The organism is Myxococcus sp. CA033, assembly GCF_013336625.1.
In the GTDB taxonomy this organism is placed as follows: Bacteria; Myxococcota; Myxococcia; order Myxococcales; family Myxococcaceae; genus Myxococcus; species Myxococcus llanfairpwllgwyngyllgogerychwyrndrobwllllantysiliogogogochensis.
Window position 1 is genome coordinate 812,227 of sequence record NZ_JABUMU010000002.1, and the last position, 19,518, is coordinate 831,744.

The 19,518-nt window shown below is 68.9% G+C and carries 19 protein-coding genes; 10 read left to right on the plus strand and 9 right to left on the minus strand.

What is annotated here, in order from left to right:
• The first annotated feature begins 96 nt into the window (after nt 1-96).
• The 6 genes from HUA78_RS09140 (at nt 97) to HUA78_RS09165 (ending at nt 5,179) form a co-directional block, all read left to right on the plus strand.
• The gene (locus HUA78_RS09140) at nt 97-753 is read left to right on the plus strand and encodes a hypothetical protein (RefSeq protein WP_174476083.1); all 657 of its coding nucleotides are present in this window, start codon (nt 97-99) and stop codon (nt 751-753) included.
• Between the two features lie 51 nt (nt 754-804).
• The gene (locus tag HUA78_RS09145; RefSeq protein WP_217442390.1) at nt 805-1,410 is read left to right on the plus strand and encodes a hypothetical protein; all 606 of its coding nucleotides are present in this window, start codon (nt 805-807) and stop codon (nt 1,408-1,410) included.
• 140 nt (nt 1,411-1,550) lie between these two features.
• Nucleotides 1,551-2,195: a hypothetical protein gene (locus HUA78_RS09150; RefSeq protein ID WP_174454019.1), complete on the plus strand. Its 645-nt coding sequence runs from the start codon at nt 1,551-1,553 to the stop codon at nt 2,193-2,195.
• Nucleotides 2,196-2,350: 155 nt separating this feature from the next.
• A complete protein-coding gene (locus tag HUA78_RS09155) occupies nt 2,351-3,058 on the plus strand; it encodes a hypothetical protein (RefSeq protein ID WP_174464578.1) in 708 nt (235 codons plus the stop codon).
• 120 nt (nt 3,059-3,178) lie between these two features.
• Entirely contained in the window at nt 3,179-4,171 is a 993-nt protein-coding gene (locus HUA78_RS09160; protein ID WP_174476084.1) for an Ig-like domain-containing protein, read from the plus strand.
• Between the two features lie 39 nt (nt 4,172-4,210).
• Nucleotides 4,211-5,179: a WD40 repeat domain-containing protein gene (locus HUA78_RS09165; RefSeq protein WP_254623613.1), complete on the plus strand. Its 969-nt coding sequence runs from the start codon at nt 4,211-4,213 to the stop codon at nt 5,177-5,179.
• Nucleotides 5,180-5,193: 14 nt separating this feature from the next.
• Here the strand turns inward: HUA78_RS09165 and HUA78_RS09170 are convergent, their stop codons facing one another.
• The gene (locus HUA78_RS09170; protein WP_141642153.1) at nt 5,194-5,781 is read right to left on the minus strand and encodes a Crp/Fnr family transcriptional regulator; all 588 of its coding nucleotides are present in this window, start codon (nt 5,779-5,781) and stop codon (nt 5,194-5,196) included.
• 66 nt (nt 5,782-5,847) lie between these two features.
• Between HUA78_RS09170 and HUA78_RS09175 the strand changes: the two genes are divergently transcribed.
• A complete protein-coding gene (locus tag HUA78_RS09175) occupies nt 5,848-7,095 on the plus strand; it encodes a sterol desaturase family protein (protein ID WP_174476085.1) in 1,248 nt (415 codons plus the stop codon).
• Nucleotides 7,096-7,105: 10 nt separating this feature from the next.
• Here the strand turns inward: HUA78_RS09175 and HUA78_RS09180 are convergent, their stop codons facing one another.
• Complete coding sequence (locus HUA78_RS09180) at nt 7,106-7,945, minus strand: hypothetical protein (RefSeq protein WP_174476086.1); 840 nt, start codon at nt 7,943-7,945, stop codon at nt 7,106-7,108.
• A 229-nt stretch (nt 7,946-8,174) separates the two neighbouring features.
• On the minus strand, nt 8,175-10,733 hold the full coding sequence (locus tag HUA78_RS09185; RefSeq protein ID WP_371745530.1) for a TonB family protein: 2,559 nt from the start codon (nt 10,731-10,733) through the stop codon (nt 8,175-8,177).
• A gap of 123 nt (nt 10,734-10,856) precedes the next feature.
• Between HUA78_RS09185 and HUA78_RS09190 the strand changes: the two genes are divergently transcribed.
• Together HUA78_RS09190 and HUA78_RS09195 are read left to right on the plus strand one after the other, a co-directional pair.
• Nucleotides 10,857-11,735: a hypothetical protein gene (locus HUA78_RS09190; RefSeq protein ID WP_174454013.1), complete on the plus strand. Its 879-nt coding sequence runs from the start codon at nt 10,857-10,859 to the stop codon at nt 11,733-11,735.
• 66 nt (nt 11,736-11,801) lie between these two features.
• On the plus strand, nt 11,802-12,395 hold the full coding sequence (locus tag HUA78_RS09195; RefSeq protein ID WP_141642156.1) for a DUF2378 family protein: 594 nt from the start codon (nt 11,802-11,804) through the stop codon (nt 12,393-12,395).
• 103 nt (nt 12,396-12,498) lie between these two features.
• On the opposite strand, the gene trxA is transcribed toward HUA78_RS09195, so the two are convergent.
• The 6 genes from trxA to HUA78_RS09225 all read right to left on the minus strand — a co-directional run bounded on the left by trxA (nt 12,499) and on the right by HUA78_RS09225 (nt 18,137).
• Nucleotides 12,499-12,879, minus strand: a complete 381-nt coding sequence (gene trxA, locus HUA78_RS09200) for a thioredoxin (protein ID WP_141642157.1) — start codon at nt 12,877-12,879, stop codon at nt 12,499-12,501.
• A gap of 39 nt (nt 12,880-12,918) precedes the next feature.
• On the minus strand, nt 12,919-13,242 hold the full coding sequence (locus tag HUA78_RS09205) for an FKBP-type peptidyl-prolyl cis-trans isomerase (RefSeq protein ID WP_141642158.1): 324 nt from the start codon (nt 13,240-13,242) through the stop codon (nt 12,919-12,921).
• Nucleotides 13,243-13,388: 146 nt separating this feature from the next.
• Nucleotides 13,389-14,558: an outer membrane protein gene (locus HUA78_RS09210; RefSeq protein WP_174454012.1), complete on the minus strand. Its 1,170-nt coding sequence runs from the start codon at nt 14,556-14,558 to the stop codon at nt 13,389-13,391.
• A gap of 146 nt (nt 14,559-14,704) precedes the next feature.
• Nucleotides 14,705-16,597, minus strand: a complete 1,893-nt coding sequence (gene nadE, locus HUA78_RS09215) for an NAD(+) synthase (RefSeq protein ID WP_174476088.1) — start codon at nt 16,595-16,597, stop codon at nt 14,705-14,707.
• Between the two features lie 95 nt (nt 16,598-16,692).
• On the minus strand, nt 16,693-17,352 hold the full coding sequence (locus HUA78_RS09220; protein ID WP_174476089.1) for an LON peptidase substrate-binding domain-containing protein: 660 nt from the start codon (nt 17,350-17,352) through the stop codon (nt 16,693-16,695).
• Nucleotides 17,353-17,495: 143 nt separating this feature from the next.
• Nucleotides 17,496-18,137 (minus strand): TetR/AcrR family transcriptional regulator, encoded by a 642-nt coding sequence (locus tag HUA78_RS09225; RefSeq protein WP_174476090.1) that lies wholly within the window; start codon nt 18,135-18,137, stop codon nt 17,496-17,498.
• 75 nt (nt 18,138-18,212) lie between these two features.
• Here HUA78_RS09225 and HUA78_RS09230 point away from each other — a divergent pair, with 75 nt between their 5' ends.
• Nucleotides 18,213-19,499, plus strand: a complete 1,287-nt coding sequence (locus HUA78_RS09230) for a serine hydrolase (protein ID WP_174454009.1) — start codon at nt 18,213-18,215, stop codon at nt 19,497-19,499.
• Nucleotides 19,500-19,518: the final 19 nt, after the last annotated feature.

Sequence of the window (19,518 nt, forward strand, 5' to 3'; positions counted from 1 at the left end):
TTTAGATATCAGTTGCATATTTGCGGGGCTCGACGACGAACTGGGGTCGGGCGCGACATCGCGTTACCCGTCAGCCACCGAGCAGGAGCGGCTTTCATGAACAGATTCATCTGGAGCGTGGGCGTGACAGGACTCGCGCTCGCGGGCCTCACGTCCGTGCTCCTTCGCCGCCCCGTGGAGCCTTCCTTCACGCAGGCAGCCACCGCGCGGGCACCGCTCCGTTCCGAAGCTGGCCCGCCTCTGAGCCCCATGCATGCGGCGGAGCCCACGGAAATCCCCGACGCCGACCCGCCTTCCACACTCGCGGCATCCGGGATGGAGGAGCCCCGCGTCCCCTCGCCTCCTGTCCGAGCGCGTCGGCCGACTTCGGAGTCACGCCTTCGCCTCGTCCAGGCACTGCGCGGTGCGCCCTCCGAGCCGGGCGCGCGCCGCGAGGCCGTGCTCGCCTCGCTGGTCGCCTCGGGGGAGAGCCAGGCGCCCTGGACGCATCAGGCTCGCGAGGCCCTGGACCTCTGGCGCCAGCAGGTGACGACGAGCGTGCTGCCCGTCCAGGCCCAGGCGGCGCGCTGCTTCGTCGCGGGCTGCGTGACGCGCGTCACCTTCCCAGACGCCCCCTCCTTCGACGTGGCCTTTGGCCTCACACCCGAGCTGCGGCTCCCCGGTGGAAGCGCGCACCTCCAACTCCCCGCCGAACACCTCGCCTCGGGCGAGGTCTCCGCCGCCTGGGTCGTCCTCCCTCCAGACGCCCCCTGAACCCCTTCGCCACGGATTCACCCCAGCAGTCCCACAAGGAGAAGTCCCTCGATGAAGCCCCAGTCCCTGTTCCAGAAGTCCCTGCTCGCCACCAGTGTCGCGCTCCTTCTCACCGGCTGCGGAACCACCGCCGCCGAGGAGGAGGTCACCCAGTCCGAGCTGTCCACCGACGAGTCCGCGCTGCTCGGCCTGCTGCCCTCCTGCGAGGAGCCCGAGGAACTGGCCGAGGTCGTCGAGCACGCCTGCATCCACGCGGAATTGGGCCCCTTCGAGCCCGTCACCGCCGCCGCCCTGGGCGCGCCCGTGCTGGTGGACGTCAGCACGCCCCACACCGCGTACAACATCACCCTCCCGTCGAGCGCCACCTCGTGGGGCTGGGCGGGCCGCGTGTCCTTCCTCCCCGACGAGTCCGGTGAGTTCGCCTTCCTGCTGTCACGCCATCGCGGCCTGCGCATCTACGACGCGGCGACGGGCCTCGAGGTCGCACGCGAGTGCCGCTACCAGGTTCCCACCGAAGTATGCGGCGCGCTGAAGACGGCCATCGTCGCGGACCTCGAAGCCGACACCGAGTACCACCTGGAGTTCCGCTCCATCCTGAGCCGCAACGCCGCCTTCTCGCTCGTCATCGAGGAGGCCGCGCACCACCACGAGGAATAGCGCTCCTCGTCTCTCCATCCACGCGGGTGCCCGGAAACACTCCGGGCATTCCGCCCCACGCCGCGTCGTCCACGCCACTCCTGGCACACACATGTCTCTCAATGACGTCCTCCCCTCGCCTCCCCATGGAGCGCTCCCGCATGCGATTGAACCTCCGTGCCCTTCTGGCCTCGTGCGCCGTGGCGGCTTCCGCCTGCGGTGGTGGCGAGACGCCCCCGAGCGTCGAGCCCGAACCTCACGCCGAAGACCCGTGCGCTCCCAATGGCCACATCCACCGTGAGGCCGAAGGCGACTGGTGCCACTGCAACAAGGGCCACGTCGCCGCGCCCCAGGGCCTCGCCTGTGAAGTGGACCCCGACTACGTCCCCAGCGAGGGCTTCGACTTCGGCGACGACGGGGAACATGCGTGCTGGCATGTCGCGCACGGCCCCTACGTCACCGTGACGGCCACCACCAGTCGCAACCCTCGCGTGGACGACTTCCACACGCACTACACCGTGAAGCTCCGTGAGGAGAACGGCCAGTACACGGGCACCTTCAGCTACAAGGCCTTCGCCAGCGGCGATTTCGTCGTCTACCTCAGCACCCCCGACGTGCCCGTCAGCCTGGTGGAGACCGCCATCCAGACGCAGCTCACGCCGGCGGGCACCAAGTCCACGGGCGACTTCTGCTCGGGCCTTCGACACATGGTCGGCTACGAGCTGACAGACCGCGTCCAGTACACCCTCACGCTCGGCCCCACCTCGCTCCCCGAGGTCGGCATGGTCATCGAACACCTCGAATAGCCCTGCACGACAGGCCACACCCGGCCGTGGAAAACGTCCGCCCTGTTATTGCAACTCAATTACATTTACGTCATGAGTAACCGCGCCGTGGAGTGGCGGTGGAAGCCCGCTTCGGTGCCCGCGCGTCGCGCCCGGCGTTTGAAAGGAACCCCACAATGAAGATGCTGAAGCAGACCCTTTGCGGTGCGTTGCTCGGGCTGTCCCTGGCGGCCTGCGGCCCCATGGACGAGGCGGAGCTGGAGTCGGTGGGCCAGTTGGAGGCGCCGCTGGAGGCTGGGTGCGTGTCGGTGGACGACACGCTGATGACGACCCATGCCTGCACCCACGCGAGCAACAGCGCGGACAACGTGACAGTGACGACGAGCGCCACGCGCATCGCCACCGCGCCGGACATCAGCGCGCGGCACAAGCACTACACGCTGAATCTGCCGCCCGGAGCCGAGGGCTCGGTGACGTTCACCCCCGTCGCCGTGACGTCGGGCACCTCCACGGTGGAGTCCATCTCGTTCTACCTGTCGCAGAACGTGGCCTTCACGGTGGTGGACACCACCACCAGCGCCACCGTGTCGGCGCTCATCAGCGAGGCCGTGTCGGAAGTCGCCTGCTCGCTGACGCAGGCCCGTGTGTATGACCTCGTCGTGGGCCGCGAGTACATCCTCGCCACGGGCCCCGCGACGGGGAACCAGGTCGGCCTCGTCCCCGAGTATCTCTATGACAACCGGGACCGCTTCTACCGGGACCAGGATGGCGACGGGTACGGCACCAACACGCCCGTGTACCGCTACGCCTGCGAGGCGCCCGCCGGCTACGTGAAGCAGCGGTTCGACTGCGACGACACGAACCCCGCCATCTTCAACTGCTGAGCCTCGTCCCACCGTAGCCCCAGGCCCACCGTGGCCCCTTGGGCGGGGCGTCCTCTGTGTTCGAGGGCGCCCCGCGCTTCACCCGTTCGCCCCGCTCACTTCGCAAGGAAACACCCGAACATGCGTCTGCCCCACGTCGCCGCCCTGCTCACCACCTGCGCTGTCCTGACCCTGACGGGCTGTGACAACGATGACCCCATCACCCCGAGCTCCGATGCGGGCACTCCGACGGATGCGGGCCCGGACGCGGGACCTCCACCAGACGCGGGGCCTTCACCGGATGCGGGCCCGGACGCGGGAGGTGACACCACGAAGCCCCACGTCACCGCGTCCAGCCCCGAGGAAGGCGCGACGAACGTGCTGCCCGTGCAGACCTACAAGGCGGACACGACGAACACGAGCCTGCGGCGGCTCGTCACCGTCTCCTTCAGCGAGCCCATGGACTCCACCACCGCGCAGGTGACGTTGTTGGACGTGAGCACGCCCGCCAACGCCCCGCGAGTCCTCACCGGCACCTGGTCCGAGGACGCACTGACCTTGTCGCTCTCCATTCCGCGTCCGGAGTCCGACCTGCCGCCGCTGGAAGAGGACAACCGCTACTCGCTGGACCTCACGTCGCTGCGGGATGTCGCGGGCAATGCGCTGGACACAGTGCACGCGGGACTCGGCGATGGTCGGCTGGACTTCACCACGGGCGAGCGGGACCGCGTCACGGAGCACGCTTGCGGGCACGCGCTGCTGGAGGCCCCCGTGGCCGTGAGGGCGGGTGCGTCTCCGACGACGATGTATCCCGCGACGGACTCGCCCCACGAGTTCTACGAGCTGACGCTGCCGACGAACGGGACGTCATTCCTCGGCTACTCGGAGGTGGTCTCCGCGGAGCGCGACGAGCCGGTCATCATGTACCTGAGCCACGAGGTCCCCGTGGTCGTGCACGACGTGACGGAAGGCGAGACGGTGATTGCCTCCACGGTGACGCCGGCACCCGCCGTGTGCCTCCCCGCGATTTCCCACACGCTGAAGTTCACCGCGCCCGCCGGAGACCGCTTCCTTCGCCTCACCTACGGCCCGACGCCCCTGGAGAAGTTCACCTTCGTCTTCGAGCGATACTGAGCAGGTTCATCTCCGCGGCGAACGCCCTATGCTGCGGAGATGTTGCGCCGTTTCCGCCAGAGGCCCGACCCGGACGACGCTCCCGACTTCGAGCCTCATCAGCCGCTCGGCGCGCCGATGCCCTGGCCCGACGGTCGTCACGTCGCCGCCAATGCCGGCAAGCACATCTTCCTCTGGGACCTCGCGACTGGGGAGTGCTCGCGGGTGCTCGAAACCAGCGCCATCCACCAGCCACCGATGTTCCGTCTGGCGTGCGAGCCGGTGCTCGGGCGCGTGCTCGGAAGCCACAAGCTTCGAGAGTTCGCGCTGTGGGACTCGACGGACTGGCGCCGCCTCCAGGTTTTCGCGGGGCACGGTGAGCCGGTGCGGGCCGCCGAGGTCATCGCTGAAGACCGGGTGCTCTCCGTCAGTGGCGATGGCTTCGCGCTGCTGTGGGATGCGTGGACGGGTGAGCTCCTGCGCAGGTTCGAGACTTCGCCGCTCTACGCGCTCGCACAGAGCCCGGCGCACGGCCTCGTCGCCGTCGGCGGTGGCAAAGGTGCCATCACCTTGCTCGACGGCCCCACGCTCGAGGTCCGCGCCAGCTTCCAACTGCCCATGGCGACCGCGCGACACGAGCCGCTCAGCGAAGAGCGCCAGCGTCAGCTTGGAATCGTGTGGAACCGCCCGTCCAACACCATCGAGTCATTGACCTGGCATCCCGATGGCGAGCACCTGATTTGTGGAAGCTGGGACTTCATCGCCAGGATGGTGCACAGCCACACCGGACACGTCGTGCGCGAGTGGCACGGCCATGCGCACTGGGTCGACTCCGTCGCCGTCGACCCGCGACGCGGACTCTTGTGCACCAGCAGCTCCGACGGCACCGTGCGTGTCTGGTCGCTCGACTCGACCGCGTGCCTCGCGGTCCACGACGTCGGGCACGCCGACCTCGGTGGCCTGTGCCTGATTGGGGACTCCCTCTATGTGACGGTGCGCAGCGAGCTCGTGGTGATTCCCCTGCCGTGACCGCCCGCTGACGCTCACTCCGTGCGCTTGCGCCTGCGCGACATGATGCGACTCAAGGCCACCTCGGTGATGCCGAGGTAGGCCGCCACGTCGCGCTGCGGTACCCGCCCTCGCAGATGCGGGTGCTCCGCCCAGAAGGTGTCCAGCCGCTCCTCGGCGGACAGCTCCAGGAACTCCTGCTCCCTTCGCTCCTTGAGCAGGAAGTGCCGCTCGGCGACGCGGCGCGCCACGCGCACCCAGCACCCATGGCCCTCTTCCAACGTCTGGAAGTCCTGCGTCCGGAACACCAACACCCGTGCGGGCTCCAGCGCTTCGATGGCCGTCATTGACGGCATGCGTTGGAGCATCTCCGCGTACGCGCCCAGCAGTTCACCCTCGGCGCGAAAGGCCTTCACTGACTCACCGCCTCGCGCCGACACGCGCACCAGCCGGAACACCCCTTGAAGCACGACAGCGAAGCGGTCCGCCGCGTCTCCGGGGCGCAGGAAGTGGGCCTTGCGCTCGACCGACTGCTCCCTGGCGAGCGACTCGGCCCTCTCCCACTCACTCTCGGGAATGGGACCGAGCGGGGACAGCTGCTCGTAGAGCTTCGGGAATCTCACGGGGACGAGGACGGAGGTTAACCCAGGTTAAGGCGGCAATCGAGCCGGGCGCCGTACACCGGGGACATGTCCATCAACGTCTACGCGATTGCCACACCCTTCGTCATCGCCCTGGCGCTGGGCGAGTTCGTCTACTGCGTGGCGAAGCGCAACGGGTACTACAGCTTCCAGGACTCCATCGCGAGCGTGGGCACCGCCGTCCTCAATCAGTGCGTCAACGTGGCGGTGGCGCTGCTGATGCTGCCCCTCTTCACCCTGTTGGGTCAGCTCGCGCCCTGGAAGATTGACGTCGCGTCACCCTGGGCGCTGCTCGGCCTCTTCCTGGGGGTCGACTTCCTCTTCTACTGGTTCCACCGCTTCGGGCATCGCACCAACATCGGCTGGGCGGCGCACTCGCCACACCACTCCACCGAGGAGCTGAACTACGCGGTGGCCCTGCGGGCCAGCGTCACGCAGCGCATCTTCTCGTTCCTCTTCTACTGGCCGCTCGTCGTCGTCGGCTTCTCGCCCGAGGCCGTGCTGGCCATGGTGGCCTTCCACCTGGTGCTCCAGTTCATCCCCCACACGCGCGTCATCCCCAAGCTGCCCCGGTGGATTGAGTCGTGGCTCAACACGCCCTCGCACCACCGCGTGCACCACGCGCGCAATGACCTCTACATCGACAAGAACTACGCGGGCTTCCTCATCATCTGGGACAAGATGTTCGGCACCTACGCCGACGAGACGGAGGAGTGCTCCTACGGCGTCACCTCTCCGCCGAACACCTGGGACCCCACCGTCATCAACTTCCAGTTCTGGGGGAAGCTCGTCAGTGACGCGGTGAAGACGCGCAGTGGGTGGGACCGGCTGCGCCTGTGGGTGATGCCCACCGGCTGGCGCCCCGCCGACTTGCCGGCCCGCGAGTCGACTCCGTGGAAGCGAGATGGCGTGGAGGTGAAGTTCCAGTCCACCGAGCTGCCCAACATCCGCGGTTACCTCGTCTTCCAGATGATTGCGTCGATGCCCTTCATGCTCCTGGTCAGCCACCACGCATCGCCGCTCGTGGGATGGCAGAAGCTGATGCTCAGCGTCCTCTTCTGGGGCATGGCGACCGCGTGGGGCGGGATGATGGAGTCCAAGCGCTGGGGCCTCCCGCTGGAGATGGCTCGCGTGTTCGCCATGGGCGGCGCCGTGACGCTGTGGCTCGTCCAGGCGGGCGCTCCGCTGTCGTGGCGGGCGCTCACCGTGGGCTGGCTCGCCGTCACCCTCGTGTGGATCAGCGTCGCGCGCGCGAGCAGCCGGAGTCCCTCGCCCGTGGCACGCGGCGTGAGCTGAGCCGCGCTGCTCACCCGGCCTTCTCGGGTTCCCATGCACCCGAGAAGGCCGTGAAGCGCCGCACGTTGACGGACAGCGCTCGGTGCACCTGCGTCTCCGGTGTGATGTCCACCGGACTTCCGTCGGCGGGCAGCGTCAGCCGGTCGAAGTGCGCGCCCTCGAACCATTGATGCGGCCGGGCCTCCACGACGAAGAGTCCGTCGTCGTCCAGGTCCGCATCAATCGGCACGAAGTCCACGCGCTGGAGCTCCACGGGCGGCGGGAAGTCGAGCGCCACCCGGAACGGCACCCGTGCCTCTCCCCGGAAGGCCGTACCCGCCAGGAGCATCGAGTGTCCCTGGAGGGACGCCGCTTCGTCTCCGAGAGCCCGTGAAGGAGGCTGGAGCAGCAGCGAGAAGGACCTGGCCCGACCCGCGATGCCCGGTGAGCGCCCCAGGACCTGGGCCTCACCGCCGGCGAGCAGGTCGAACACCACCTCGCGGTCCCATTCCCCGAGCACCGTCCCTCCCGAGAAGAAGTCCCCGTCATGCGCATGCGCCGTGGGCACGAGCGCGTTCAGCAGCGACTTGAAGACGCCGCGCGTCCGCGCCTGGAGCGGAGAGGGATTCTCGAAGAGGTAGATGGGCCCCAGCACCATCCGCGCGGAGGTGAGCCGCACGCTCCAACCCGTATCGGTGGTGAGCTCGCCCACCTGAGCCGCGCCGGGCGCGAGCGCGGTGCGCAGGCCCATGCGGAACACGATGCCTCGCCCGCCCGTGCCGGACAGTCCACACGCCGAGCCACCGCCAACGAGCGCCGCGCCCATGAACAACATGAAGGCGCGACGGGAGCTACGAAGGGCACGTGTCATAGGGCCTTCTCCCGCAGGCACCGACACAGCAAGGCCTCGTCTCGTGGAAGAGAGCACTCGTGTCTCCTGGCGTCCTTCCCGGCGTCCCGACACAACGAGGTGTCGTGTCGTGGACGGGAGAGCGCGGTGTGCTGGGGTCCCTCCGCGAGCCCTCGGCTCAGTACGGCGGTGTGTCGCGCCAGGACTGCCCGCGACGAAGCGGGCCTCTCGGGCGACTGGGACAGGTGCCTCATGGAGCGTCCTCCTCGAAGTCCAGGTACAGCGTGAAGGTGCCTCTGAAGGTGCGCGGTGCTCCCGCGGAGAAGTGGCGCGTGGCCAGCAGTGATGCGGGGGCATCGGGTCCCCGGAAATTGGAGACGTAGTTCAGCTCCGTCTCACGCCAGCGCGCGTCCAGCACGTTCTCCACGGACACGCCCAATTCCATCCAGTCCCAACGCGCGCGCGTTCCCACGTCGAAGAGGAACACGGGGTCGCTGTAGCGATTCAGCGGCAGCGGCCTGGGTCCCACCGCGCTGTGCCCCAGGGCCACGTTCCATCCGAGCCGCTCGCCCGCCACGGTGACATGCCCTCTCACCGAGGCATCCACCCGCCCCAGCAACGCCGGGATGTAGGGCATCACCGCGCCATCCCACAGCTTCCACGCGGACGCACCGGAGGCGGGCAGCGTCGCGCGAGCCCAGGCGACGGAGGCCTGCGTGTCGAGCCAGTCTTCCCATTGCAGTCGACCCGTGGCGAAGGCCCCCAGTCGCTGCGAGGCGCCGATGGGCTGGTTGCGTCCCAGTCGCTCGTCGAAGACGAAGTCCTGGGACACACGCGTGGCGAAGACGGCGCCGCGTGCTTCCAGCGAGTACGGCCGTGACTCGCCCTCCAGCCTCCAACCCAATCCCGTCTCACCCGAGGCGACGCGCGCATACGGCGCCAGCTCCGCGTCGGACAGCGCGGCGGCGTCGCTGGAGCGCGCGCCCAGTCCCGCGCTGGTCAGCCACGTGAGTCGAGGTGACAGCTTCACCTCGGCGCTGGCCCGGGGGCTGGCGAAGAAGCCATAGGCATCCAGGGACTCCTCCGGGATGCGCGGCCCATCACGGTCCACGGCGGGACGGTTCAGGTCCTCCACGCCGAACAGGAACGTATCCAGCCGCACACCGACACGCAGGGCCAGCCAGTCGAGCGGCTGCACTCGCAGGGACGCGTATCCACCCAGGTTGGTGGTGCGCACCTGATTGTCGAACAGGGTGGAGTATGGCACGCCACCGCTGTCCCTCAGCCGACGTGAGCGCGTGCGGACGTCGTCGTAGCGGGCCACATAGCCCAGCTCCAGCGGGCGCGACTGCCCCAGCAGGGTGAGTCCTGGCGTGTAGCGCCCGCGCAGGCCCAGGGTGCTTCCCCGGTAGTAGCCCTCCGTTCCGTCACCGCGCTGCGCGTCCTCGCCGGGAGGCGTGTCCTGGATGAAGCCGGTGAAGTTGTCGCGGATGCGCGTCTGGCGCAGCACCACGTAACCCTGCTGCACCAGCCGTCCGCCGCGCTTGAGCCGAGACTGGAGCTCCGCGGAGACGAGATGGCGTTGGCTCGCGCCTCCCTGGTTCTCGTCATAGAAACAGAAGAACTGCGAGTCCGCGTCCGCCGCGCACGGCAACCGGGCGTCCACCACGTCCGTCTCCCGTACCACGCCCGCCGAGGCGAACCGCGCGCCGTAGCTGGCACCGAGCAGTCGCAGTCGCGTGTCATCTCCCAGTCGCAGCTCCACCTGCGCCATGGCGGTCGCATTGGCGAAGGAGCGATTCGGTCCGAAGCCCTCGCCCTGTCGCAACAACAGCCCCACGAAGGTGGCCTCGCTGGACTCGGGTGGGCCCCACACCAGCGCGAGCCGACGTGAGGCGAAGCTGCCGTAGCTGGCCGAAGCGGTGAGCCCTCGACGCGCGAGGCCGAGCTGGTATTCCACCGTCCCCGCCACGCCGAAGTCACCTTGCGAGGCGTCATAGGGCCCCTCGGTGACTCGCAGTGAGTCCACCAACTCCGGGATGATGAAGTACGTGTCCGCGTAACCGTGGCCGTGGGCATGGGAGACTTCGTTGAGGGGCACGCCGTTGAGGCGCATTTCCACGTCCTTGCCCTCGCCCGCGTCGAAGCCTCGGATGAACACCGTCTCCGCGTGGCCCTCGCCTCCGTGGTTGGCGAGCATCACTCCGGGCGCGAGCAACATCAGGTCGGAGGCCGAGTTGCGCGGGACGTCCGCGAGCTGTCCCACCTCGATGTGAAAGTCTCCGACGGCCACGGGCGGTGGTGCCTCGGCCACACCTCGGACCGTGGTGGAGAAGCCCGGCGACGAAGACCTGGAGGCCGCTTTCTCCTCCTCGGATGAGGCGCCCGACGACGACGCCGAATCGTCCACGGCGAGTTCCGTCATCACGGGTGGCGACGGTGTTGTCCCCGTAGCCCCGTGCGGCGTCTCCGCGACGGCCTCGCGCGCCCGCATGGGAGCGAAGTGGACCGGGACGTCCACCTGCACCTCGAGCGGCACCCCGCTCCGCCGCGCCGGCTCGAACTTCCAGCGCACCGCCGCGCCCATCGCGGCCCTGTCAAACACGGCTCCCGCCGACTCGCGCACCTCCACCCGCGACACCGCGCCCACCTCATCAATCGTGAGGCGCAGCACCACCGTCGCCGTGTCCTGCAACACCGGCGCGTCACCGGGCGTCACCGGCGCCGCCACCTCCACCGGAACCGGCGGCGAAATGGGCGCCTCCTCCAGCGCCCCCACCGCACACAACACCAGCATCGCAATCCACACGGCGAGGACCTCACTCCTGGGTTCGGCGGCACCCGGGACACCTCGCCCCCGGAACGTCGACCGCCCGGAGATACAACACGGACCTCTTGAATTGCAACATGGTTACATATACATCCACGAAACATGAATTTGAAATCGAGCGGACCTGGCCTCCTCGCGGTGCTCGCGCTGACACTGGCGCTCCCGGCCTGTGACTCCGTGCCCCCCGGAGACGTGCGCGTGACGATGAGCGGCGGAGACGGCACCCAGCGGGGTTTGCCGGACACGCTCTTCCAGGACGGTTGGTCCGTGCAATTCACCAAGTACCTCGTCTCGCTCGGAGACTTCACCCTGACCTCCGCGTCGGGCGAGGCGCGTGAGAGCCGCCGCCATGTGCTGGTGGACGTGCAGAAAGGAGACATCCCGCTGACGGAGCTGACGGGCCTGCCGGCGGGCCGCTGGGACGTGGGCTTCCGAGTCAGCCCACCCCGCGACGACACGGAGCTGGCGGACGGCCAGGTCTCCGCCGAGGACCTCGCGATGATGCGCGAGCGCGGCTTCAGCTACTGGGTGGAGGGCCGCGCGGTGAAGGCGGGCGTGGGCATCTTCGACTTCCGGATGGGCTTCCCCGTCGACGCACGCATGGTGGACTGCATCAACGGGGTGGATGGCACCCAGGGCATCATCGTCCCGGAGGGCTCCCGGGCGGACGTGGAGGTCACCATCCACGCCGAACACATGTTCTACGACAGGCTCGGCACCCACAGAGGCGTGCAGCTGCGCTTCGACGCCATCGCCGCGACGGCCACCTCGGACCACCTCATCACCCCGGAGGGGCTTGCCTCACAGCAACTCACCGACTTGAAGGATGCCCAAGGTCGGGAGCTTCGCGACGCAGCGGGTCAGCCCGTGGTGTACCTGCCCGGAGCGCATGATGTGCGCACGCTCCAGCAATTCGTCACCCAGAGCATTGTCGATCAGGCCCACCTCAACGGTGGAGGTGTTTGCACGGTCGCCAAATGACAGGTGGACCCGCGGGCACCCCACCCCCGCTGGACTTGGCCCGCCCCGCGCCGCTAGGAAAGTCACATGGACTCTCCTCTGCACCTGCAAGCCCGCATGGCCCTCTGCCGTCCCGAGCACATGGTGCTCGATTTGTTCGTGCAGAGCCTCCGCGAGAGCATCGCCCAGCGGATGGGTCGGAACCTGGCCCGGGCCGCCGGAGCGCCCATCGCCAGCGTCCCCGTGCGGGGCGCCCCCTCGCACCGCTCCGCCCGCGAGTACCTGGAGTTGCTCCACGAGGGCGCGAGCACCGTGGAGCAAACCCTGGGAGAGGACTACTCCCACGCCGTGGAGCAGCTGTCCTTCACCGCCGCGAGCCACGTCTTCTCCGCGCCCGTGGGCGCCATGGTGATGGCCATCACCGGCGAGGACCCGCACCGCGGCCTGTCCGTGGGCTCGGGGCTCGCGGGCGCCACCAGCACCTTCGGCGAGCGGGAGTACGAGCGCGTCTCCGACACCACCGCGCGCGTGCGCTTCAAGGACGAGTTCTTCGGCCCCGCGTGGTGCAGCGGCCTGGTCCGCAGCGGCCTGCTCCAGACGAACCCGGAGCGGCGCTTCCGCGTGGAACTGGAGACCGGCGAGCCGCCCTTCAAGGACTTCTCGCTGCTCATCCACTGGTAGCCCCCCGCTCCGCGAGGGGACCGCCGACCGGCCGGAAGCACCGTGAGACGCTTCCGGCCAGCGGCGCGGACAGGCACGAAGCCCGCCCGACAGGCGCACCGACTCAGGCCTTGGGGGCTTCCTTGCTCCGGCGCTCCTCGACTTCCTTCTTCACCTGCTCCATGTCGAGCGCGCGCACCTGGCGGACCAGGTCCTCCAGCGCGGCGGCGGGAAGCGCACCAGCCTGCTCGAAGAGCAGGATGCCGTCACGAAACACCATCAGCGTGGGGATGGAGCGAATCTCGAACGCTCCGGACAGCTCCGACTGCGCCTCGGTATCAATCTTTCCGAAGACGATGTCCGCGTGCTTGCCGGACGCCGCCTCGAAAGTGGGCGCGAAGATGCGGCACGGACCGCACCACGACGCCCACCAGTCCAGGATGACGATGCCGTTCTTGCCGACCGTATCCTTGAAGTTGTCCTTGGTGATTTCCACCGTCGCCATGACGGCCCTCGTTTCTCCCCGCCTGGGCGGAGCGTGACTTCAGCGGACTTCCAACAGCTCCACCTCGAACAGCAGGGTGGCGTTGGGGGGGATGACACCACCGGCGCCGCGCGCGCCGTAGCCCAGGTCGGGAGGAATGGTGAGCTTGCGCACGCCGCCAATCTTCATCCCGGCGACGCCGTCGTCCCAACCCTTGATGACCTGACCCGCACCCAGACGGAAGGTGAAGCCCTCGCCCCGGTCCCGGCTGCTGTCGAACTTCTTGCCGCTCGTCAGCGTCCCCACGTAGTGCACGGTGACCGTCTTGCCGGCGGTGGCCTCCGTGCCAGTGCCGACCTTCACGTCTTCGATACCCAGGCTCATTCCCTCTCCTGTTGCAGTGGAAGGTTCCACCTTAACTCGCCAACCCCGCTGGCGCCGCACTGGAAAGCACAGTGGCGCGGGCCCGTTGGCTACCGGGCACCGCGCCACCGACTCACGCCGTGCGTGAAGACTTCAAGACGCCCGCGTCAGAACGTACCACCCACGCTGACGACGCCCTGGTAGCTACCCCCGTTGTCGAAGTCGCCGCCGCCGGACTCGATGCCGGGGGCGAACTCCTTGTCGAAGAGGAAGTTGTAGTTGGCGCGCGCGTCCACCGTGAAGTGACCCACGTGGCCCCGCAGGCCCACGCCCGCCGGGACACTGCCCACGGTGTCATCCCGGTAGCCCAGCGACTGGCCGCCCCGGAAGTTGTAATCGTTGATACCAATGCCGCCCAGCACGTACGGCTGCCACGCGGAGGGGAACAGACCCAGCGTCGCCACGGCCGTGCCACCGTTGCGCACGAGGTCAGGACCGTCCACGCTCACCTCGCCACGCTTGGAATCGATGTCGTTGATGGCGCCGGTATAGCCCAGCTCGATGCCGAACACCTTGGACGGCCGGATGGCCGCCGTCACGCCCGCGGTGGGGCCCGGGTTGAGCTGCGGTGCCAACGCGCCGGTGTAACCCTCCACACCGCCGCCCAGCATCACGCTCAGACCCTTCATGTCGTTCTTGTCCTTCTTCTTCACCTCGAGCGGCTCGACAGGCTCCGCGGCTTCAGCCGAGGGACGAAAGTCCGAGGGCGGAGGCGCGGTGATGCCGCTGCCACCCGTGGCGTCATCCTGGGGCAGCGCCGGGTATGACTCGGAGCGGGGCTCCGCCGCGGGCGCGGCCTCGGGACGAGGCTGGGGCGAGGACTGCGGCGGCGGGGCCTGCAGGCCCTGGATGTCGTCCTGCTGTCCGCTGGAGCCACTGCCACCGGTCCCCTGCTGCTGCTGGGAGTCCTGGTTCGACGGCTCGCAGCGCAGCGGCATGTTCAGGTACACCTCACCCTGCGCGGGTGGAGCGGCCTGGCTGCCTCCGATGGCGGACGAGCTCGAGGACGAGGAGTCATCCTGCCCGCTCTGTCCACTGCCGCCGACTCCCGAGTCGTCATCCGTCCCCATGGAATCGGGCACGGGCTCCGTCTCGATGATGATGTCTTCCTCCTGAAGCGAGTCACCAGAAGAGGTGTCCTGCGATTGAGCCAGCAACACTCCCTGTCCCGGGTTCCCCGCGCTCGCCCGTGGTGGTGGGCAATCGCCGTCCGAGGCCAGTGCCGAGGTGCCGTAAAAGAGCGCCCCGATGGCGCCTGCCAGAATTTTCGCTTTCATCCAACCCTCCGTCGTCGAGTGGCTGACATGAAGGTTGTTTGCGAAGACACATCCGGCAAGGCACACCTGGGTAGCGTTTCCCGCGTGGCTGGCCGCTGAGCAGCCAGCCAGGCGTGGAGCCCGGGAAACACGGTTGCACGAGCAGGCTACTTTTCGCGCATCCACTCCGAGCCGGTGACGACGGGCAGTTGCAGGGCGCGCTCGCGGTCCAGGTCCAGGTTGCCGACGTGCAGCGACAGGGGCGACTGCACCCACTTGTAGATGGACTGCGTGAAGAGGCGGACGAACTTGTCCACGTAACCGCCGAGCCGTGCCGCCTCCACCTCCGGGAACATGGGCGTCAGCGCCTGGAGCATCTCCGAGGGCGTGAGCTTCTCGCTCGCGAACAGGTAGAAGCACGCATCGAGGATGGGGAAGGGCATCAGCTCCTCCTCCCCCACCTGGTTGTGCGCCAGCTCCGGGCCCGCGGGCTTGGCGAGCACCTTGCGGATGCCCTCGTAGCCCGTCACCTCCTGGAGGTAGTCCAAGAGGTACATCACCACCGTCTTGGGCAGGTTGGAGATGACGGCGAGCGCGCCCATCAGGTCTCCACCGATGGTGGTGTAGCCCACGGACTTCTCGCTCATGTTGCCCGTCTGGAGGAACAGGCCGCCGCAGGAGTTGCTCCAGTTCCACATGCGCTGGGCGCGCAGGCGGGCCTGGATGTTCTGCTCGGTAATCGGCGTGACGGGGACACCGCCCAGCATCCGCGCGGCCACGTCGCGCTCGCGCTCGAAGGCCTCGTCGATGGAGACCACCTGGAAGGCCACGCCCAGCTCGCGGGCAATCGTCTCCGCCGCGTCGCGGGTGGAGTCGCTGGAGAAGCGACTGGGCATGTAGAACGCCTGGATGAGCGAGCCGGGGTTCTCCGGCCGCGCGCGCTTCGCGTAGCGGTGGGCGATGAGCAGCGTCAACAGCGAGTCACGGCCACCGGACAGGGCGATGCCCAGCACCTTGAAGGCGCGCGTCTTCTCGAAGTAGTCGCCCACTCCCAGCGACAGCGCGTCGAGGATGTCCTCGCACAGCGCCTCGCGCGCGGGCCTTCGCTTGTCCGGGGTCGGCAGGAAGAAGCTGCGGTGCGCGGGCACGGGGTACGTCAGGGACTCGCGCCGGGTGCGCACCGCGTCGGTGCAGTCCAGCACCGCGGTGCCCTGGCCACCGGTGGTCAGCCACGCCTCGCGGTCCACGCGCCACGTGGTGGCCTCGCCGCGCAGGCGCAGGGTGCGGTCCAGGTCCACGACGGCGGAGGCGAAGCCCTCCTGGAAGCGCGGCGTCTCCATGACGTGGCGGCCGTTCTGGTTGAGGAAGCCGCCGCCGTCGAAGATGAGGCCGTCGTTGCTGCCCACCGCGTTGCAGTAGGCGATGGTGCACTGGTGGTCGGCGGCGCGGGTGGCGATGAGCTCGCGGCGCGTCTCCACGAAGCCCAGCCGGAAGGGCGAGGCGGAGATGTTCACCACCAGCTCCGCGCCGGAGTACGTGCGCCGGCGCATGGGGCCGTCCGCGCTCCAGATGTCCTCGCAGACCTCCGGCGCGACGAGGCCGAAGTCGAACTGGAAGAGGTAGTCGCCCAGCGGCACGCCCCGGTAGCGCTCCTTCATGCCGGGCTGGCCGCGGCCGAACGTCCGCGCCTCATAGAAGACGCTGTAGGTCGGCAGCTTCTCCTTGGGGACGAGGCCCAGCACGCGGCCTCCGGCGACCACCGCCGCGCAGTTGAGGCGCTGTCCCTGGAGGGCCACGCCCACGCCCACCACGAAGACGGTGGAAAGCGCGGCCGTCTCGCGCGCGAAGCGCTCCAGCTCCGGCCACTGTCGGTCGATGAAGCCCTGCCACTGGACCATGTCCTCGGCGGGGTAGCCGGCGAGGAGCTGCTCCTGGAAGACGCCCACGGTGACGCCGTCCTCGGACATCCGCTTCGCCAGGACGAGGGCCCGGTCCGTGTTGCGAACGAAGGCTCCGACGGTGGTGTTGACGCTGGCGATGCCGACTTTCACGAGCCGCATGATTCTCCCGCTCCCCTTTCGCTTCCGACGCGGGGCTCAGCAATGCTCGGAGCGACGCACAAGGCAAGCCCCAAGCCCCGGGGCGCACGGGTGGGTCAGTTCAGCGGGCCCAGGGGCCGCACGGGCTGGAGCCGGGCGATGAGCTCGCCCACGTCCTCCAGCACCGCCTCCAGCCTGCGCTTCACGTCCAGCTCCGCGAGGAGCTGTTGGCGCCGCTCGGCCTCCGGGCTGATGGCGGAGGCCACCACGTCCGCGAGCTTTCCGCCCGCCGCACGGGCCGTCACGGGCAGCAGGTTCTCCGCGAACGTCGGCGGCACGCGCCCGGCCAGCTCGAAGACGGCCTGACGCAGCCGCTCCTCCTCCGGCCCCTGATACGGCAGGTCCGGCAGCGACAGCGCCTGCACCTCTCGGTACGCCTTGTCCGTGGTCAGCTCGGTGACCATGCGGATGCGGCTGACGCCTTGGAGGAGGATGTTGTAGCGCCCCTCCTCCACCTCCTCGTCCCAGACGATGACGCCGGCGCACATGATGGACTGCATCGGTGGCCGGCCCTCGTACTTGCCCTCCCAGCCATCCTCCAACTGGGCCAGCGCCACCACGCGGTCCGTCGCGAGCGCGTCCTTCACCATGTCCCGGTAGCGCGGCTCGAAGATGTGAAGGGGGATGACGGTATGGGGGAAGAGCACCGCTGACGGCAGCGGGAAGACCTTCAGCGCACTGGCGGCGGCGCGCTCGACGCGTTCTTGGGCGGTCATGTCGGGCATCCTTACCCGTGTTGATAAGCCTCTCGGGCGCCCGTCGCACCGCAAACCCGCGTCCCACCGCGGCCCGCACCGGAGGGGCCGGGCACAACCCACTGGATTCGCAGGGACTTTCCGTCGGGACGCCCCTTCGACGACTACCGTGCGCGCGGGCGGCCAGCCCCTCCATTCCAGGCCCGCATCGCCACCTCCACCAGGCCGAGCAGCTCCGCCTCGCTCGCGCCGTCCTGCGCCTGGATGGACATGCCCTGGACGACGGCGCCGAAATACCGCGCGAGGGCCCCCGCGTCCGTCTCCGGGGGCAGCTCCCCGGCGGCGATTCCCCGGGCAATGCGCTCGCGAACCAGCTTCACCGCGTTCGAGCGGAGGCCCGCGACGAGGTCGGCGACGGGCTGGTGGGCCTCCGCGCACCGGAGGACACCTGTCGAAATCATGCACCCGGGCGGCTGCTTGCGGCGGGTGAAGGCCCGGGCCGACTCCCGGAGCACCCGCTCGATGGCGCCCCGCGCGGTCGGCTCCTCGGTGAGCGCCAGCCACGTGTGGGCTCCGGGGCCCTGCTGGTAGCGCTCCAGCACGCGCCGGTACAGGCCCTCCTTGGAGCCGAAGGCCGCGTAGAGGCTGGGCGCGGTGATGCCCATGGCGCCAGTGAGGTCCGCCACCGACGCGCCCTCGTAACCCAGCCGCCAGAACACCTCCACGGCCAGGTCCAGGGCCTTCGTCTCATCGAACTCGCGGGGCCTTCCGCGCGGCCGGGGCCGAGGGGCGATGTCGCTTTTCATAACGCTCACTATTGAAATCAGGAAATGGGCTTCCTATTTATAAAACACTCGCTACATAAATAGGAGTTCCGCCCGATGCATTCCGCCATCGCCACCTTCCTGGTGGCCGCAGGTCTTGGTGTCTCTCCCGCAACGTCCGTGAAGCCGGAGCCGCGCGCCGTCGAGGCGAGCGCCCGACCGAGCGCTGTCGTCGTGAGTCCTGAATCGAGCGCCCTCGCGGCGAGCCTGGACCCGGTCATCGACAAGGCGCTCGCGGACCAGCGCATCGTCGGGGCCGTCGTCATCGTCGCGAAGGACGGAGAGGTCATCTACCGGCGCGCCGCGGGCTTCGAGGACCGCGAGGCGAAGAAGCCCCTGCGAGAGGACGCCGTGTTCCGACTGGCGTCGATGACGAAGCCGCTCGTCTCCGTCGCGGCGCTCGCCCTCATCGACCAGGGCAAGCTGTCCCTGGAGGACCCCGTCACGAAGTGGCTGCCCACGTTCCGCCCCAGGCTTCCGGATGGACGTGAGCCCGTCATCACCGTGCGGCACCTGCTGACGCACACGGCGGGACTGACCTACGGCTTCAACCAGCCAGCACAGGGGGCCTATCAAAAGGCCCAGGTCTCCGACGGGCTCGACAATCCTCCCGGGCTCACGCTGGAGGAGAACCTGCGTCGCCTCGCCACCGCCCCGCTGGCCTCGGAGCCTGGGGAGAAGTGGGCCTACTCGTTGGCCACGGACGTCCTGGGCGCCGTCGTCGCGAGCGCGGGAGGCGCGCCGCTGCCCCAGGTCGTCTCACGGCTCGTCACGCAGCCACTCGGCTTGAAGGACACGGGCTTCCGCGTCAGTGACGTCTCGCGGCTCGCGACGCCGTACGCGGACGGAAAGCCTGTCCCCGTGCGCATGGGCAAGACCTTCGACATCCCCTTTGGCGCGGGCGTGGTCCACTACACCCCGAGCCGGGCCCTGGACGCGCGTGCCTTCCCTTCCGGGGGCGCGGGCATGGTGGGGACGGCGAGCGACTACGTGAAGTTCCTGGAGGCCCTGCGCAAGGGCGGGGCGCCGGTGTTGAAGCAGACCACCGTCGAGCAACTGGGCTCCGTCCACGTGGGCCCGGAGTCGCAACCGCAGGGACCGGGTTGGGGCTGGGGACTCGCCTCGGCGGTGCTCATCGACCCGTCCCCGACCCACAGCCCCCAGTCGGCGGGGACGTGGCAGTGGGGTGGTGCGTACGGACACAACTGGTTCGTGGACCCGCAGCGGGGACTCACGGTGGTGGCGCTGACCAACACCGCGCTGGAGGGCATGTCGGGCGGGTTCCCCGGCGCCGTTCGTGATGCGGTGTACGCAGCCGACAAGGCTCCCTCGAAGAAGCCCTGAGTTGGGGACGGACGCTCCT

Coding starts and splice junctions, on each gene's coding strand:
- trxA (WP_141642157.1), bottom strand. CDS start 12,879: ATGGCGACGGTGGAAATCACCAAGGACAACTTCAAGGATACGGTCGGC.
- nadE (WP_174476088.1), bottom strand. CDS start 16,597: ATGCGGCTCGTGAAAGTCGGCATCGCCAGCGTCAACACCACCGTCGGA.
- HUA78_RS09150 (WP_174454019.1), top strand. CDS start 1,551: ATGCGATTGAACCTCCGTGCCCTTCTGGCCTCGTGCGCCGTGGCGGCT.
- HUA78_RS09230 (WP_174454009.1), top strand. CDS start 18,213: ATGCATTCCGCCATCGCCACCTTCCTGGTGGCCGCAGGTCTTGGTGTC.
- HUA78_RS09175 (WP_174476085.1), top strand. CDS start 5,848: ATGTCCATCAACGTCTACGCGATTGCCACACCCTTCGTCATCGCCCTG.
- HUA78_RS09140 (WP_174476083.1), top strand. CDS start 97: ATGAACAGATTCATCTGGAGCGTGGGCGTGACAGGACTCGCGCTCGCG.
- HUA78_RS09155 (WP_174464578.1), top strand. CDS start 2,351: ATGAAGATGCTGAAGCAGACCCTTTGCGGTGCGTTGCTCGGGCTGTCC.
- HUA78_RS09165 (WP_254623613.1), top strand. CDS start 4,211: ATGTTGCGCCGTTTCCGCCAGAGGCCCGACCCGGACGACGCTCCCGAC.
- HUA78_RS09160 (WP_174476084.1), top strand. CDS start 3,179: ATGCGTCTGCCCCACGTCGCCGCCCTGCTCACCACCTGCGCTGTCCTG.
- HUA78_RS09195 (WP_141642156.1), top strand. CDS start 11,802: ATGGACTCTCCTCTGCACCTGCAAGCCCGCATGGCCCTCTGCCGTCCC.
- HUA78_RS09205 (WP_141642158.1), bottom strand. CDS start 13,242: ATGAGCCTGGGTATCGAAGACGTGAAGGTCGGCACTGGCACGGAGGCC.
- HUA78_RS09145 (WP_217442390.1), top strand. CDS start 805: ATGAAGCCCCAGTCCCTGTTCCAGAAGTCCCTGCTCGCCACCAGTGTC.
- HUA78_RS09190 (WP_174454013.1), top strand. CDS start 10,857: ATGAATTTGAAATCGAGCGGACCTGGCCTCCTCGCGGTGCTCGCGCTG.
- HUA78_RS09180 (WP_174476086.1), bottom strand. CDS start 7,945: ATGACACGTGCCCTTCGTAGCTCCCGTCGCGCCTTCATGTTGTTCATG.
- HUA78_RS09220 (WP_174476089.1), bottom strand. CDS start 17,352: ATGACCGCCCAAGAACGCGTCGAGCGCGCCGCCGCCAGTGCGCTGAAG.
- HUA78_RS09225 (WP_174476090.1), bottom strand. CDS start 18,137: ATGAAAAGCGACATCGCCCCTCGGCCCCGGCCGCGCGGAAGGCCCCGC.
- HUA78_RS09210 (WP_174454012.1), bottom strand. CDS start 14,558: ATGAAAGCGAAAATTCTGGCAGGCGCCATCGGGGCGCTCTTTTACGGC.